The 17,481-nt window shown below is 47.5% G+C and carries 13 protein-coding genes; all 13 read left to right on the top strand.

All coding sequences use genetic code 11. The features are described 5' to 3' along the window. The first annotated feature begins 1 nt into the window (after window position 1). The 13 genes from AB5443_RS21795 (at window position 2) to AB5443_RS21735 (ending at window position 17,472) form a co-directional block, all read left to right on the top strand. Window positions 2-1,999, top strand: a complete 1,998-nt coding sequence (locus tag AB5443_RS21795) for a urocanate hydratase (protein WP_277135273.1) — start codon at window positions 2-4, stop codon at window positions 1,997-1,999. A 245-nt stretch (window positions 2,000-2,244) separates the two neighbouring features. After that, on the top strand, window positions 2,245-3,147 hold the full coding sequence (gene ftcD / locus AB5443_RS21790; protein WP_368114398.1) for a glutamate formimidoyltransferase: 903 nt from the start codon (window positions 2,245-2,247) through the stop codon (window positions 3,145-3,147). 14 nt (window positions 3,148-3,161) lie between these two features. Further along, window positions 3,162-4,436 (top strand): imidazolonepropionase, encoded by a 1,275-nt coding sequence (gene hutI / locus AB5443_RS21785; protein ID WP_044654053.1) that lies wholly within the window; start codon window positions 3,162-3,164, stop codon window positions 4,434-4,436. Window positions 4,437-4,461: 25 nt separating this feature from the next. Beyond that, the gene (locus tag AB5443_RS21780) at window positions 4,462-5,091 is read left to right on the top strand and encodes a cyclodeaminase/cyclohydrolase family protein (protein ID WP_044654054.1); all 630 of its coding nucleotides are present in this window, start codon (window positions 4,462-4,464) and stop codon (window positions 5,089-5,091) included. Beyond that, window positions 5,088-6,587 carry a histidine ammonia-lyase gene (gene hutH / locus AB5443_RS21775; protein WP_277135274.1) on the top strand — a complete coding sequence of 500 codons (1,500 nt, stop codon included), beginning with the start codon at window positions 5,088-5,090 and terminating at the stop codon, window positions 6,585-6,587. The genes AB5443_RS21780 and hutH overlap by 4 nt, the downstream gene beginning before the upstream one ends. Before the next feature lie 352 nt (window positions 6,588-6,939). After that, the gene (locus tag AB5443_RS21770; protein ID WP_044654056.1) at window positions 6,940-7,587 is read left to right on the top strand and encodes a TetR/AcrR family transcriptional regulator; all 648 of its coding nucleotides are present in this window, start codon (window positions 6,940-6,942) and stop codon (window positions 7,585-7,587) included. A gap of 56 nt (window positions 7,588-7,643) precedes the next feature. Further along, window positions 7,644-8,990, top strand: coding sequence for a TolC family protein (locus AB5443_RS21765; RefSeq protein WP_277135275.1), 1,347 nt, complete (start codon window positions 7,644-7,646; stop codon window positions 8,988-8,990). 33 nt (window positions 8,991-9,023) lie between these two features. Then, the gene (locus AB5443_RS21760) at window positions 9,024-10,040 is read left to right on the top strand and encodes an efflux RND transporter periplasmic adaptor subunit (RefSeq protein WP_277135276.1); all 1,017 of its coding nucleotides are present in this window, start codon (window positions 9,024-9,026) and stop codon (window positions 10,038-10,040) included. A gap of 73 nt (window positions 10,041-10,113) precedes the next feature. Next, on the top strand, window positions 10,114-13,254 hold the full coding sequence (locus AB5443_RS21755; RefSeq protein WP_073347362.1) for an efflux RND transporter permease subunit: 3,141 nt from the start codon (window positions 10,114-10,116) through the stop codon (window positions 13,252-13,254). A 30-nt stretch (window positions 13,255-13,284) separates the two neighbouring features. Beyond that, window positions 13,285-13,578 (top strand): PG0541 family transporter-associated protein, encoded by a 294-nt coding sequence (locus tag AB5443_RS21750; RefSeq protein ID WP_022136803.1) that lies wholly within the window; start codon window positions 13,285-13,287, stop codon window positions 13,576-13,578. 115 nt (window positions 13,579-13,693) lie between these two features. Further along, the gene (locus AB5443_RS21745; protein WP_277135284.1) at window positions 13,694-15,094 is read left to right on the top strand and encodes an SGNH/GDSL hydrolase family protein; all 1,401 of its coding nucleotides are present in this window, start codon (window positions 13,694-13,696) and stop codon (window positions 15,092-15,094) included. Further along, complete coding sequence (locus AB5443_RS21740) at window positions 15,081-15,998, top strand: SGNH/GDSL hydrolase family protein (RefSeq protein WP_283140084.1); 918 nt, start codon at window positions 15,081-15,083, stop codon at window positions 15,996-15,998. The genes AB5443_RS21745 and AB5443_RS21740 overlap by 14 nt, the downstream gene beginning before the upstream one ends. Further along, window positions 15,985-17,472, top strand: a complete 1,488-nt coding sequence (locus tag AB5443_RS21735) for an MBOAT family protein (protein ID WP_073347364.1) — start codon at window positions 15,985-15,987, stop codon at window positions 17,470-17,472. The genes AB5443_RS21740 and AB5443_RS21735 overlap by 14 nt, the downstream gene beginning before the upstream one ends. Window positions 17,473-17,481: the final 9 nt, after the last annotated feature.

Raw genomic sequence — 17,481 nt, 5'->3', positions numbered from 1 at the left:
TATGAAGATGACTCTTGGCAACACACTACCGTCTTATCCGGGTTTTGTAAAAGGTATCCGGAGAGCTCCCGACCGTGGTTACACACTTACTCCGGCTCAAACAGTTACAGCACTAAAAAACGCTTTGCGTTATATCCCCTCTGAATGGCACGAGCAGTTAGCCCCCGAATTTATGGAAGAACTGCGTACTCGCGGACGGATTTACGGATACCGCTTTCGTCCTGAAGGCGATTTGAAAGCAAAACCAATAGATGAGTATTGCGGTCGATGCCTGGAAGGTAAAGCCTTTCAAGTGATGATTGACAATAATCTCTGCTTTGATATAGCCTTGTATCCCTACGAACTTGTCACGTACGGTGAGACCGGACAAGTTTGCCAAAACTGGATGCAATATCGCCTGATTAAACAATATCTCGAAGAACTAACCCAGGAACAAACCCTGGTCATAGAGTCCGGTCATCCCTTAGGGCTTTTCCGTTCCCGTCCCGACGCTCCCCGCGTCATTATAACGAACTCCATGATGATCGGCCAATTCGATAATCAGCACGACTGGCACATTGCCGCCCAGATGGGAGTAGCTAATTACGGTCAGATGACAGCCGGCGGTTGGATGTACATCGGCCCGCAGGGAATCGTCCATGGCACATTTAATACCCTGCTCAATGCGGGGCGCTTGAAACTCGGTATTCCACAAGACAAAGATTTGCGGGGACATCTGTTTGTATCTTCCGGTTTGGGCGGAATGAGCGGAGCGCAGCCTAAAGCTGCCGAGATAGCCGGAGCCGCTTCCATAATAGCCGAAGTAGACAGTTCCCGTATTGAAACACGTTATCGCCAAGGTTGGGTAGGACACGTCACGCAAGATATGGAAGAGGCATACCGGATGGCAAACGAAGCGATGCAGCGTCGCGAACCCTGTTCAATAGCCTATCATGGCAATGTAGTCGACCTGCTTGAATATGCCGAACAAAAGAATATCTCCATTGAACTATTATCCGACCAGACCTCTTGTCATGCCGTTTACGAAGGCGGCTATTGCCCTGCCGGACTGACTTTTGAAGAGCGTACACAACTTCTTCACGAATCTCCCGAGCAATTCCGCTGTTTGGTGGATATCTCCTTGCACCGTCATTTCGAAGTAATCAAAAAGCTGGTAGCACGAGGTACCTATTTCTTTGACTATGGAAACTCCTTTATGAAAGCGATTTATGACGCCGGAGTAAAAGAAATCTCCCGCAACGGTGTAGACGAGAAAGACGGATTCATCTGGCCGAGTTACGTAGAAGACATTATGGGACCTCAACTCTTTGACTACGGTTACGGTCCGTTCCGGTGGGTTTGCCTGAGTGGAAAACATGAAGACCTGATAAAGACAGACCATGCAGCCATGGAATGTATCGACGTCAATCGACGCGGTCAGGATTTGGATAATTATAATTGGATACGTGATGCGGAAAAGAACCAGTTGGTAGTAGGAACAGAGGCACGCATCCTTTATCAGGATGCTGTGGGAAGAATGAACATAGCACTCCGCTTCAATGAAATGGTTCGTCGTGGTGAAGTAGGGCCTATCATGTTGGGACGCGACCACCATGACGTGAGCGGCACGGATTCCCCTTTCCGGGAAACATCGAGTATAAAAGACGGAAGCAATGTGATGGCAGATATGGCAGTGCAGTGCTTTGCCGGAAACTGTGCCCGTGGAATGAGTCTTGTAGCTTTGCACAATGGTGGCGGAGTCGGTATTGGTAAAGCAATAAACGGTGGTTTCGGTATGGTATGCGATGGTAGCGAACGGGTGGATGAAATACTTCGTTCCGCCATGCTTTGGGATGTAATGGGCGGTGTAGCCCGACGCTCCTGGGCACGTAATCCGCATGCAATAGAAACTAGTGAAGTATTCAACGAATCCCACGCCGGAGACTATCAGATAACACTGCCCTATTTGGCTGACGAAGAATTAATAAAGAAAATAGTTTCAGATATTACGGTGAAGTAATCCCACAAAATATGGGAAAATGTTCCCTCATATTGCGGGAGTAAATTCTCATAAGATAAGAGAATAAGTTCCCACAATATACGGAACTACCCGAAGATGTAGGCGTTTGAAGTAAAATATGCAATTGAGCCCAATAATACATGTGGTTGTATTAAACAATACATGTAGTTGAATTAAATAAGGCATATAATTGAATAAAACCTATAGTTATCCTGTAAATGTAACCTATAACATAAATATTTATCATGAGTTGGAATAAAATCATCGAATGTGTCCCCAATTTCAGTGAAGGACGCGATTTAGGGAAAATAGATAAGATAGTAGCTCCTTTCCGTGGCAAGGCAGGCGTAAAGCTACTCGATTACAGCAACGATGAAGACCATAACCGTCTGGTCGTCACCCTCGTCGGTGAACTGGAAGCCTTGCGTGACGCAGTGGTTGAAGCCATCGGAATTGCTGTCCGTCTGATAGACCTGAACCATCATAAAGGACAACACCCCCGTATGGGAGCAGTGGATGTTGTCCCTTTCATTCCCATTAAAAACACTACGATGGAAGAAGCCGTCGAACTTTCAAAAGAAGTTGCCGCTCGCGTAGCCGAACTATATAACCTTCCGGTCTTTCTATACGAAAAATCCGCCACCGCGCCACACCGCGAAAATCTCGCTTCCGTTCGCAAAGGTGAATTTGAAGGAATGGCCGAAAAGATAAAACTTCCCGAATGGCAACCGGACTTTGGCCCCGCCGAACGCCACCCCACTGCTGGAACCGTAGCCATCGGAGCCCGTATGCCGCTCGTCGCTTATAATATCAACCTAAGTACGGACAATCTCGAAATAGCTACCAAGATAGCCAAAAATATCCGCCACATCAACGGTGGACTCCGCTATGTCAAGGCGATGGGAGTAGAGCTGAAGGAACGGAACATAACGCAAGTATCCATCAACATGACCGATTACACCCGTACCGCCCTCTACCGTGCCTTTGAATTAACACGTATCGAAGCCCGCCGTTATGGCGTCACGATTGTCGGCAGCGAGATAATCGGTCTTGTACCGATGGAAGCCCTGATTGACACAGCATCCTACTACCTCGGACTGGAAAACTTCTCCATGCAGCAAGTTCTGGAAGCACGCATCATGGAATAATTAAAAACAACTATATGAGTGAAAACCTGATTATATTCAATGCCCGCATCGTCACCCCTATCGGCTTTTCCGCCCGTAAAGGGGAAGAAATGTCGCAACTGCAAATCATAGAAAACGGGACGGTGGAAGTAACTAAAGGCATCATCACCTACGTCGGCGAGAACCGTGGTGAAGACCGCGACGGCTACTATCAGCACTACTGGCATTACAATGCCCGCGGGCACTGCCTGCTGCCCGGCTTTGTCGATTCCCATACCCATTTCGTATTCGGTGGTGAACGTTCCGAAGAATTCTCCTGGCGTCTGAAAGGCGAAAGCTACATGTCCATCATGGAACGTGGTGGCGGCATTGCCAGTACCGTGAAAGCGACGCGGAAAATGAACTTCCTGAAACTCCGTTCGACAGCCGAAAGCTTCCTGAAGAAGATGAGTACGATGGGAGTGACCACAGTAGAAGGAAAAAGCGGCTACGGTCTGGATCGTGAAACCGAACTGTTGCAACTAAAAATAATGCGTAGCCTGAACAATGACGAACATAAACGTGTCGACATCGTTTCCACCTTCCTCGGTGCCCATGCCCTTCCTGGAGAATATAAAGGGAAAAGCGAAGAATACAAAGAAAGAGGTGACGACTACATCGACTTCCTGATTCGTGAAATGCTTCCGGTTATCCGTGAGAACGAACTCGCCGAATGTTGCGATGTCTTTTGCGAACAAGGCGTTTTCTCCATCGAGCAATCCCGCCGCCTGCTCCAAGCCGCCAAAGACCAGGGTTTCCTGCTGAAACTCCATGCTGACGAAATAGTCTCCCTCGGCGGCGCTGAACTGGCAGCCGAACTGGGTGCCTTATCGGCTGACCATCTGCTACACGCTTCCGATGCCGGAATCCGTGCAATGGCAGATACCGGTGTAGTAGCCACCCTGCTGCCTCTGACCGCCTTTGCCCTGAAAGAACCCTATGCACGCGGACGTGAAATGATCGACGCCGGCTGCGCCGTAGCTCTTGCCACCGACCTCAATCCGGGAAGCTGTTTCTCAGGTTCTATCCCTTTGACTATCGCCCTGGCATGCATCTACATGAAACTGAGCGTAGAAGAAACCATCACCGCCCTGACCTTGAACGGAGCTGCCGCCCTTCACCGGGCCGACCGTATCGGCAGCATTGAAGTCGGCAAGCAAGGTGACTTTGTCGTCCTGAACTCCGCAAACTATCACATTCTACCTTACTATATAGGAATGAATAGTGTAATAATGACCATAAAAGGCGGTATGCTATACCCCGTCAATTAATAACCAATTAAAAAAACAGAATACCATGTTAGCAGATTTAACCGTAAAAGATTTCTTAGATAAAGTGGCTTGCAGTGACCCTGTGCCCGGTGGTGGCAGTATTGCCGCGCTGAACGGAGCATTAGCTTCCGCTCTCACCACAATGGTAGCCCGGCTTACCGTCGGCAAAAAAGGCTACGAAGTCAGCGAAGAACTGATGCAACACGCCCAAACCATCACCCTCCGCCTGCTTGACGAGTTTATCGCACTCATTGACAAAGACTCCGAAGCTTATAACGAAGTATTTGCCTGCTTCAAACTCCCCAAAGCGACCGATGAAGAAAAAGCCGCCCGCAGCGCCGCCATTCAGGAAGCAACTAAAAAGGCCGCCCTCATTCCCCTGGAAGTAGCCCGAAAAGCCCTGGACATGATGACAATCATTGCAGACGTAGTCCACCTCGGCAACCGCAACGCCGTCACAGATGCCTGTGTCGCCATGATGTCTGCCCGTTCCGCCGTCCTCGGAGCTTTGCTGAATGTCCGCATCAACCTCGGTTCGCTCAAAGATCGGGAATTTGTCCTGCAACTGCAAACCGAAGCCGATAAGATAGAGCAAGCCGCCTGTCAGAAAGAGAAAGAAATACTGGATGCCGTTAACCAAGATTTGCGCGTATGAGTAAAAATGTATATCATGTCGGTTCCGGCGAACTGACCTTCGAAGTCATCGAACGGATTATCAACGAGAACCTGAAACTGGAACTGGCTCCCGAAGCAAAGTTGCGCATTCAGAAATGCCGCGATTACCTCGACCGTAAGATAGCTTCTTCCGAAGAACCCCTGTATGGCATTACAACAGGCTTCGGCTCCTTATGTACCAAAAACATCTCCTCCGATGAACTGGGCACACTCCAGGAAAACCTGATAAAGAGCCATGCTTGCAGCGTAGGTGAAGAAATCCGCCCCGTCATTATCAAACTAATGATGCTGCTCAAAGCCCACGCCCTCTCCCTCGGACATAGCGGTGTTCAACTCATTACCGTGCAGCGCATCCTCGATTTCTTCAATAACGACGTCATGCCCATTGTCTACGACCGCGGTTCTCTCGGAGCATCCGGCGACCTCGCCCCACTGGCCAATCTCTTCCTTCCCCTGATCGGTGTCGGCGATGTCTACTACAAAGGAAAGAAATGCGAAGCCATCAGCGTTCTCGACGAATTTGGCTGGGAACCCGTCAAGCTAATGAGCAAAGAAGGGCTCGCCCTGTTGAACGGCACCCAGTTTATGAGCGCCAACGGCGTATTCGCCATGCTCAAAGCCTTCCGCCTTTCGAAGAAAGCCGACCTGATTGCCACCCTTTCCCTCGAAGCCTTCGACGGCCGTATTGACCCGTTTATGGACTGTATTCAGCAAATCCGCCCTCACCGGGGACAGATTGAGACAGGCGAAGCCTTCCGCAAACTACTGGCCGGCAGCGAATTGATTGAACGTCACAAAGAACATGTGCAAGATCCCTATTCCTTCCGGTGTATCCCGCAAGTGCATGGTGCCACGAAAGATGCCATCCGCTACGTCGCTTCCGTCCTGCTGACGGAAATCAACTCCGTCACCGATAACCCCACCATCTTCCCCGACGAAGACCGGATCATCTCCGGCGGAAACTTCCATGGGCAACCGCTTGCCATCTCTTATGACTTCCTTGCCATCGCTCTCGCCGAATTGGGAAATATTTCCGAACGCCGTGTTTCCCAACTGATTATGGGACTCCGTGGACTCCCCGAATTTCTGGTAGCCAATCCCGGCCTGAACTCTGGCTTTATGATTCCCCAATACGCCGCCGCTTCAATGGTCAGCCAGAATAAAATGTACTGCTATGCCGCATCAAGCGACTCCATCGTCTCTTCCAACGGGCAGGAAGATCATGTGAGTATGGGTGCCAATGCTGCCACCAAGCTATATAAAGTAATGGACAACCTCGAACATATCCTTGCCATCGAACTGATGAACGCCGCTCAAGGCATCGATTTCCGTCGCCCGCTAAAAACGTCTCCCGTACTGGAACGTTTCCTTCACGCATACAGGAAAGAAGTACCTTTTGTGAAAGATGACATCGTGATGTACAAGGAGATACATAAAACAGTCGCCTTCCTGAAAAGGAACCAAATTGAATATTAACCATAAACCCATCCCTTTTTCGTTTTTCGTTAATAAGGGTGACTGTTATGGCCGGGTAAGCGTCGAATTTCATCGGCATTTATCCGGCCTTTATCGGTCAGAACCCTTCTGATAGCGATAAAACTTTACTTCTTATTCCTTTACTTCTTATCTTTGCCGTGTATTTGTTCCGTATTTCCTCTTAACACTTGTTTTCATATCAGTCTGCAGAATGATAATAATTCTCAAATGGATTATAAATACAAGGAAACTAGATTTGTTAATTGAGTTTTCTATATATCTTTGTTCCGTTTTTCCTTTGTGAATGAAGAAAAAACGAAAACTGCATTAAAACAATTAAGAAGAACGAACGATGACAGAGCATGGAAAAGACGCTTCCCAAAGAGCAGAGTTAAGAGAACGAATCGTAGTGACGGCAACGGAAGCTTTCACCTCGAAAGGCATCAAGAGTATTACGATGGACGACATTGCGGCTGCATTGGGTATATCCAAACGTACACTCTATGAAGTTTTTTCGGACAAAGAATCATTGCTGAAGGAATGCATACTGAAGGCACAGGCAGACAGGGACAAGTATTTGCAGCAGATATTTGAGGAGTCGCACAACGTGCTCGAAGTGATACTTGCGGTATTTCAGAAAAGCATCGAGGTGTTCCATAAGACTAACAAGCGTTTTTTTGAGGACATCAAGAAATACCCGAAGGTGTATGAGATGATGAGAGCCCGTCAGGACAGCGATTCGGAGAAAACGATGTCCTTCTTCAAGGTTGGAGTCGATCAGGGCATCTTTCGTTCGGACGTGAATTTTGCCATTGTCAATTTGTTGGTACGCGAGCAGTTTGATGTGCTGCTGAATACGGACATTTGCAATGAATATCCATTTATAGAAGTGTACGAGTCTATCATGTTTACCTATATCCGCGGCATCTCCACAGAGAAAGGAGCCAAGGTACTGGAAGATTTCATACAAGAATACCGTAAGAACCGCATTGTAGAATAAGGAAGAATGAGGTTCTGTTGACAAACAATTAAAGATTTAAATTAGAAACCAGTTTTATGAACAAAATGAAAAGACTGACAGGTAAGAAGATTCTTTTGATGGCTGTAGTGCTCTGTGCATTTGGTTTTGCAAAAGCGCAAGAAACGCAGACAGCGGGGAATACGCTAACCTTAACCTTAGAAAAAGCCTTGGAAATTGCCTTGGATGAGAATCCGACAATGAAAGTGGCGGCAGAAGAAATCGCTTTAAAGAAAGTTGCCGGCAAGGAAGCGTGGCAAAGTCTGTTGCCGGAAGCCAGTATCGCAGGGTCTGTGGATCATACGATCAAGGCAGCCGAAATGAAATTGAATGATATGTCGTTCAAGATGGGACAGGACGGTACGAATACCGCCAATGCCGGATTGAGCATAAATCTGCCTTTGTTCGTGCCGGGTGTATATCGCGCCATGTCAATGACAAAGACGGATATTGAACTGGCAGTGGAGAAGTCGCGTGCTTCCAAACTGGATTTGGTGAATCAGGTAAGCAAAGCCTACTATCAGTTGATGCTTGCGCAAGACAGCTACGAAGTGCTTCAGGGAAGCTACAAATTGGCAGAAGACAATTACAATGTTGTCAACGCCAAATATCAGCAGGGGACTGTGAGCGAATACGATAAAATCAGTGCGGATGTGCAGATGCGCAGCATCAAACCGAACCTGATTGCGGCAGCCAACGCAGTGACTCTCGCTAAGTTGCAGCTCAAGGTATTGATGGGCATTACAGCCGATGTGGAGATTAAGATTAATGATAATCTGACTAATTACGAGATGGCTATGTTTGCCAATCAGTTGAAGGAAGAAGAGGTTAATCTGAACAACAATACCACCATGAAGCAGTTGGAACTGAACATGAAGTTACTGGAGAAGAACGTAAAGTCCTTGAAAACGAATTTCATGCCGACCCTGTCAATGAGCTTCTCCTACAACTATCAGTCTTTGTATAATCCGAATATCAACTTCTTCGATTATACATGGAGTAACAGTTCAAGCCTGATGTTCAACCTTAGCATCCCTTTGTATAAGGCAAGCAACTTTACGAAAGTGAAATCCGCCCGTATTCAGCAGCGCCAGTTGGACTGGAACCGTATCGACACGGAAAGACAGTTGAATATGCAGATCGTGAGTTACCGAAACAATATGGCTGCCAGTACAGAACAGGTAGTCAGCAATAAGGAAAACGTGATGCAGGCAAAGAAAGCGGTGACCATTGCCGAAAAACGTTATGATGTAGGTAAAGGCACGGTGCTCGAACTCAACAGTTCGCAGGTATCACTGACTCAGGCACAACTCACTTACAATCAGTCCATATATGATTATCTGGTTGCTAAGGCAGACCTCGACCAAGTATTGGGAAAAGAATAAAGATAGACAACTAAAAAATTACAACTAAGGAATATGAAAACAAGTATCCAATTGGCAGCCCTATTGTTAACTGTATTTATGGGCTCATGTACAGGTGGAAAAGATAAAGTTGCCACGGAGCAGGTGGAAGACAAACCCATCGTGAAACTGGCAGACGTAACGGCACGTCCCGTAGACCAGATACAGGATTACACGGCAACGGTAGAAGCGGAAGCGAAAAACAACATCGCTCCTTCATCTCCCGTGCGTATCGACCGTATCTTTGTAGAAGTGGGCGACCGCGTATCCAAAGGACAGAAATTAGTGGAAATGGATGCGGCCAACCTGCAACAGACAAAGCTGCAACTAGATAATCAGGAGATAGAATTCAAGCGTATCGACGAACTCTATAAAGTAGGCGGTGCGTCCAAGTCGGAGTGGGATGCTTCGAAGATGCAACTCGACGTGAAGAAGACAGCTTACAAGAATCTGGTGGAAAACACCTCTTTGCTGAGTCCTATCAACGGTGTAGTTACTGCACGCAACTATGATAACGGCGATATGTACAGTGGCGGTGACCCTGTACTGGTAGTAGAACAAATCACTCCGGTGAAACTCCTTATCAATGTTTCCGAAACTTACTTTACCAAAGTGAAGAAAGGCGTACCTGTCGATGTGAAACTCGATGTATATGGTGACGAGACATTTACAGGAAAGATCAGCCTGATTTATCCTACGATAGATGCCACTACCCGCACATTCCCGGTCGAAATCAAACTGGATAACAGGGATCAGCGTGTACGTCCCGGGATGTTCGCCCGTGCTACACTGAACTTCGGTACGGCCGACAACGTGGTCGTTCCTGATTTGGCTATCGTAAAGCAGGCAGGTTCCGGCGACCGTTATGTGTTCGTTTATAAAGATGGTAAAGTATCTTATAATAAAGTAGAGTTAGGTAGACGTATGGGTGCGGAGTACGAGTTGAAATCCGGTGTGCCCGATAATTCTCAAGTTGTAGTTGCCGGCCAGGCACGTTTGGTGAACGGCGTAGAAGTAGAAGTTGAGAAATAAATAAACGGTTAACGATTAGTGATTGGCGTTTTTTCATCAATCACTGTTCACTAACAAATTAATCCCTAAAGAAATGAGTTTATACGAAGGTGCGGTTAAGAAACCGATTATGACCTCGCTCTGCTTCCTGGCAGTGGTGATCTTTGGTCTTTTCTCCTTGTCCAAATTGCCTATCGACCTGTATCCGGACATTGATACAAACACGATCATGGTAATGACCGCTTATCCCGGCGCAAGTGCTTCGGATATAGAAAATAATGTGACTCGCCCGCTCGAAAATACACTGAACGCGGTGAGCAACCTGAAACATATAACCTCTCGTTCTTCCGAAAATATGTCATTGATTACATTGGAGTTCGAGTTTGGTAATGATATTGACGTCCTCACAAATGATGTGCGCGATAAGCTCGACATGGTAAGCTCACAGCTTCCCGATGATGTCGAGAACCCGATTATCTTCAAGTTCAGTACGGACATGATTCCTATCGTGTTGCTTTCCGTACAGGCGAATGAGAGCCAGTCCGCGCTTTACAAGATATTGGACGACCGTGTGGTTAACCCTCTGGCACGTATTCCGGGAGTTGGAACGGTGTCCATCAGTGGTGCGCCGCAACGTGAGATACAGGTATATTGCGACCCCAACAAACTGGAAGCCTATAACCTGACCATCGAAACAATCAGCTCCATTATCGGAGCCGAGAACAAGAACATTCCGGGGGGTAACTTCGATATCGGCAGTGAGACATACTCATTGCGTGTCGAAGGAGAATTTGATGACTCCAGCCAGTTGGCAGATGTCGTGGTGGGTACGCACAATGGGGCGAATGTCTTTTTGCGTGACGTAGCCCGGATTGTGGATACGGTAGAAGAGCGTGCACAGGAAACCTATAATAACGGTGTGCAGGGTGCCATGATTGTTGTTCAGAAGCAGTCGGGAGCCAATTCGGTAGAAATCTCCAGGAAAGTAGCCGATGCACTGCCGAGACTTCAGAAGAACCTGCCGAGTGACGTGAAGATTGGTGTTATCGTCGATACGTCCGATAACATTTTGAACACTATCGACAGTTTGACGGAAACCGTAGCCTATGCCTTGCTGTTCGTAGTATTAGTCGTATTCCTCTTCCTGGGACGCTGGCGTGCGACGTTGATTATCTGTATCACCATTCCGCTTTCGTTGATTGCTTCATTCATTTACCTGGCGATCAGTGGAAATACGATTAATATTATCTCGCTTTCATCCCTTTCTATCGCTATCGGTATGGTGGTGGATGACGCGATTGTAGTACTTGAGAACGTAACGACACATATCGAACGCGGTTCCGACCCGAAACAGGCGGCCGTGCATGGAACGAATGAGGTGGCGATTTCCGTTATTGCTTCTACGCTGACCATGATTGCCGTATTCTTCCCGTTGACGATGGTAAGCGGTATGTCCGGTGTACTTTTCAAACAGTTGGGTTGGATGATGTGTGCCATCATGTTTATCTCCACCGTGGCGGCTTTGTCACTGACGCCGATGCTCTGTTCGCAGTTGCTACGTTTGCAGAAGAAGCAGTCGAAAGCATTTAAACTACTCTTTACCCCGATTGAAAAAACATTGGACGGACTCGACACCTGGTATGCGAAGATGCTGAACTGGGCAGTGCGTCATCGTTGGATAATCGTTCTGGGATGTATCGCTTTCTTCGCTGTCAGCTTGCTGTGTGCCAAAGGTATTGGTACAGAGTTCTTTCCAGCGCAGGATAACGCCCGTATTGCAGTGCAACTGGAGTTGCCTATCGGTACGAGAAAAGAGATAGCACAGGAACTTTCGCAGAAGTTGACCAACCAGTGGATGACCAAGTATAAGGGCATTATGAAAGTATGTAACTATACAGTGGGACAAGCCGACTCGGACAATACATGGGCTTCCATGCAGGACAACGGTTCGCATATTATCTCGTTCAACATCAGTCTGGTGGATCCGGGCGATCGTAACATCACGCTCGAAAAAGTCTGCGACGAGATGCGTACTGACCTGAAAGCCTATCCTGAATTCAGTAAGGCGCAGGTAATTCTCGGTGGTAGCAATACAGGTATGTCTGCCCAAGCCAGTGCTGACTTCGAAGTGTACGGATACGACATGGCAATGACCGATAGCGTGGCAGCCCGTCTGAAACGCGAGTTGCTGAATGTGAAAGGCGTAACCGAAGTAAACATCAGCCGTAGCGACTACCAGCCGGAATATCAGGTAGACTTCGACCGCGAGAAACTGGCGATGCACGGACTGAACCTGGCAACTGCCGGTAACTATCTCCGTAACCGTATCAATGGTGCCGTCGCTTCCAAATATCGTGAAGATGGAGACGAGTATGATATCAAAGTGCGTTACGCGCCCGAACATCGTACAAGTCTTGAAAGTATAGAGAACATTCTTATTTACAATAGCAAAGGTGAGTCCGTCCGTGTGAAAGACGTCGGAAAGGTAGTAGAACGTTTTGCTCCGCCTACCATCGAGCGTAAAGACCGCGAACGTATCGTGACGGTGTCCGCCGTAATTTCCGGTGCTCCGTTGGGTGATGTGGTTGCTTCCGGTAACCAGATTATTGACAAGATGCACCTGCCGGGTGATGTGACCATTCAGATTTCCGGTTCGTACGAAGATCAGCAGGATTCGTTCCGTGACTTGGGTACACTCGCCATTCTGATTGTGGTTCTCGTATTCATCGTGATGGCTGCGCAGTTCGAGTCTCTGACTTATCCGTTCATCATCATGTTCTCACTGCCGTTTGCGTTTAGCGGTGTCTTGATGGCATTGTTCTTCACGGGCAGCACATTGAGTGTCATGAGTCTGTTGGGAGGTATCATGTTGATTGGTATTGTGGTGAAGAATGGTATTGTGCTTATCGACTACATCATCCTCTGTCGGGAGCGCGGTCAGTCGGTGTTGCACGCCGTAGTGACGGCCGGTAAGAGCCGTCTCCGTCCGGTATTGATGACTACTGCTACCACCGTTCTCGGTATGATTCCGATGGCAATAGCCGGCGGACAAGGTTCCGAGATGTGGAGCCCGATGGCGATTGCCGTAATTGGTGGTCTGACGGTATCAACCGTTCTGACTTTGATTCTGATTCCTACCTTATATTGTGTATTCGCAGGAACAGGAATCAAGAACCAGCGTCGTAAACTCCGTCGTCAACGTGAACTGGATCTTTATTACCAGGAAAATAATTAGGATATCATTAAGAAATAACAACTAAGAAATATGAAATCAGTATTGATAACATTCGACCAGGCTTATTACGAACGAATCATTGCGTTGCTCGACCGTTTGGGTTGCCGTGGTTTCACATATCTCGAGAGAGTACAGGGACGCGGCTCGAAGACAGGCGACCCTCATTTCGGAAGCCATGCCTGGCCGAGTATGTGTTCGTCCATCCTGACCGTTGTAGACGACAGTAAAGTTGACCCGCTGTTGGATATCTTGCATAAGATGGACTTGCAAACCGAGCAATTAGGCTTGCGTGCATTTGTGTGGAACATTGAACGGACCATTTGATATTCGGTTCGGCAGATAAATAAAACGAAAAGGAGAATCTCATAAATAATGTAGATTCTCCTTTCTTTTTATGGCTTTTGTCTATCTTTGCGGTCGTTTGGGATTTTGGAACATTATGGAGATTATAAAGAATTATTTGAAATATTCGTTGTGGTTTGTACTGATTGTTTTTGCAGCCCTGCTGGGGCTTCATTGGCTTCCGGTCATCACCATAGACGGACACACGATGAGGCGTGTAGACCTTTTGAGCGATATTCGCTATCCGGGTACAGATACAGCCGTGGCCGATTCGGACAGTATTCCTCTGCCGCCTGTGGTGAAATCGGTTTTTGTAGATACCTGTCGGGCGGGTATGACCTGTATCGAAGATTACAGCGACTCCACCCATCGTGGCATGGCTCCTTTTTACGAAGCCCTCGACCGGGTCTCTTCTGCAACTTCCGAATCATCCGATGATAAATTAGTGCGTATTGCCGTATTCGGTGACTCCTTTATCGAAGCGGACATCTTTACAGCCGACTTACGAGAAATGCTTCAGAAACGTTTCGGCGGTTGTGGAGTAGGTTTTGTCACCATCACTTCCATGACAAGCGGTTACCGTCCTACGGTGCGGCATATGTTCGGTGGATGGGCGAGCCACGCAGTGACGGACAGCGTCTATTTTGACAGGAAAAAGCAAGGCATCTCCGGTCATTATTTCGTTCCCCGAAATGGGGCTTATGTAGAACTGCGCGGACAGAGCAAATACGCCTCATTGCTTGATACCTGTCAGCGCGCTTCTATTTTCTTCTATAATAGAGATTCCGTCCACCTCTCTGCCCGTGTGAACAAAGGAGACAGTAGAAGCTACGCTCTGCCACCTTCCGGCAGCTTGCAGGAAGTTCAGGTAGACGGGCGCATCGGCTCTATCCGTTGGACGGTAGACCGTGCCGACTCCACACTCTTTTATGGCTTGGCAATGGACGGAAAGAAAGGAATCATTCTCGATAACTTCTCCTTGCGTGGCAGTTCCGGTCTTTCCCTGCGTGGCATCCCGCAACAAATGTTGAAGGAATTTAACCGTCAGCGTCCCTACGACCTGATTATTCTTGAATACGGGTTGAACGTCGCTACCGAACGCGGACGTAACTACGATAACTACCAGAAAGGACTACTTACCGCCATCGACCATCTGAAAACGTGCTTTCCACAAGCCGGAATTTTGCTGTTAAGTGTCGGTGACCGTGATTACAAGAACGAGAATGGTGAACTTCGCACCATGCCGGGTGTCAAGAACCTGATCCGTTATCAACAGAATATCGCCGCCGAAAGCGGTATCGCCTTTTGGAATATGTTCGAAGCAATGGGCGGTGAAGGTAGTATGGCGAAACTTGTCCATGCCAAACCGTCTATGGCAAACTACGACTATACGCATATCAACTTCCGGGGTGGCAAACACTTGGCAGGACTGCTTTATGAGACATTGATATATGGTAAAGAACAACACGACAGGAGGAGAGCTTATGAGAAAGAATAACCTGCTGCCTGTCATTCTATTTGTTTGGGCTGTAATCCTGAACATCCCCTGTTTCGTGCCGGAAGCAACTGCACAAGACCGTATTCCTGCTTGCCCGCCATTAAGCAAGACTTTAAAGAAAATCAAGCCCTTGCGTGAAATGACCTGGGCGAACGATACCATTTCCGCGCAAATCTTCTTCCCGACAGCTTTCCGTGAAACCGGACGGAATGAGATTATCGACAGCATAGCCCTGTTGTCTCCCGTATTCGAGCATCTCCGCCAAGTGCGTGCCGGATTGTCCGAAGATACAGTCCGCATCGTTCATATCGGCGACAGTCATGTACGTGGGCATATCTATCCACAGACTACCGGAACCCGCCTGACCGAGACTTTCGGAACTGTCTCCTACATAGACAAAGGAGTGAACGGAGCCACCTGTCTCACCTTTACCCATCCCGACCGTATCGCCGAAATCGCAGCCTTGAAACCCGAACTGTTGATTCTTTCTTTCGGAACGAATGAAAGCCATAACCGGCGTTATAATATGAATGTGCACTATAATCAGATGGATGAACTGGTAAAACTCCTGCGCGACAGTCTTCCCAACGTGCCTATTCTTCTCACTACTCCACCGGGTTCATATGAAAGTTTCCGGCAAAGAAGGCGCAGACGTACCTATGCCATTAATCCCCGCACGGCGATAGCCGCAGAGACGATTCGTCGCTATGCTAAAAATAATCGCCTGCTGGTGTGGGATATGTACGATGTAGTCGGCGGCAAGCGTCGTGCTTGTACCAACTGGACGGAAGCCAAATTGATGCGTCCCGATCATGTACATTATTTACCCGAAGGATATATCCTTCAAGGAAATTTATTATACCAAGCCATCATAAAAGCATATAACGACTATGTTTCCCATTGATATAGATTTCAGTAGACTAAAAGAGGTACTTACCTACGACCCGCAAGCGCCGATGATATTCAGCAGCGGTATCTTCCTTTGGCTGTTCGCTGCTTTCATGGTAGTGTATGTGTTGTTACAACATAAATACACTGCCCGTATCCTGTTTGTCACCCTCTTTTCCTATTACTTTTATTATAAGAGTAGTGGCACGTATTTCTTCCTGCTTGCCATAGTCACTGTTGCCGACTTCTTCCTTGCGCAACTGATGGATCGTACCCAGGGACATTGGAAGCGTAAAGGATTGGTTACTTTGAGCTTGGGTATTAATCTGGGACTTCTTGTCTATTTCAAATATACCAATTTCCTGGGTGGAGTGATCGCTTCATTGATGGGTGGAGAGTTTACCGCTCTCGACATCTTCCTGCCTGTCGGCATCTCTTTTTTCACTTTTCAGTCATTGAGCTACACCATCGATGTTTACCGAAAAGAAATAAAACCATTGACCAATCTTTTGGACTATGCCTTTTATGTATCTTTCTTCCCGCAATTGGTGGCAGGCCCTATCGTACGTGCCCGCGATTTTATCCCACAAATCCGGAAACCCTTATTTGTTTCACAGGAGATGTTCGGACGCGGAATCTTTCTGATCGTTTCCGGTCTTTTCAAGAAAGCCATTATCTCCGATTATATCAGCATCAACTTTGTAGAACGTATCTTCGATAATCCTACCCTCTATTCGGGAGTCGAGAACCTGATGGGGCTTTACGGGTATGCTTTGCAGATTTATTGCGACTTTTCAGGATATAGTGACATGGCTATCGGCATCGCCCTGCTACTGGGATTCCATTTCAACCTGAACTTCAATTCTCCTTATAAATCCGCTTCCATTACCGAATTTTGGCGTCGTTGGCATATATCGCTGTCCAGTTGGTTGAAAGATTATCTATACATCTCCTTAGGTGGAAACCGGAAAGGAAAGTTCCGTCAATACTTGAATCTGATAATCACCATGTTTCTTGGTGGATTATGGCACGGAGCATCCTGGAATTTCGTACTGTGGGGAACCTTCCACGGTGTAGCTTTGGCATTGCATAAAATGTGGATGACAATCACCGGGCGCAAGAAAGGTGAGCAAAGCCATGGCTGGCGTCGTGTATTCGGCGTTATCATCACTTTCCATTTCGTATGCTTCTGTTGGATATTCTTCCGCAATGCTGATTTTCAAAACTCGATGGATATGTTGAAACAGTTATTCACCACTTTCCGTCCCCAACTTTTTCCGCAGTTGATAGAAGGTTACTGGCGCGTGTTCGCTTTAATGCTGCTCGGCTTCATGCTCCATTTTGCGCCCGATAGTTGGGAAAATGCCGTGTGCCGTGGAGTAATCCGCCTGCCTTTCATAGGGAAAGCATTGCTGATGACAGGCTTGATTTACCTCGTCATCCAAATGAAAAGCTCGGAGATTCAACCGTTTATTTATTTCCAGTTCTAACGGACTATA

Source organism: Bacteroides sp. RTP21281st1_H5_RTP21281_210402 (assembly GCF_040918965.1).
Classification (GTDB): Bacteria; Bacteroidota; Bacteroidia; order Bacteroidales; family Bacteroidaceae; genus Bacteroides; species Bacteroides congonensis.
Note: the sequence above shows the minus strand (reverse complement) of the source record. Positions and strands in the feature narration are given on the sequence as shown.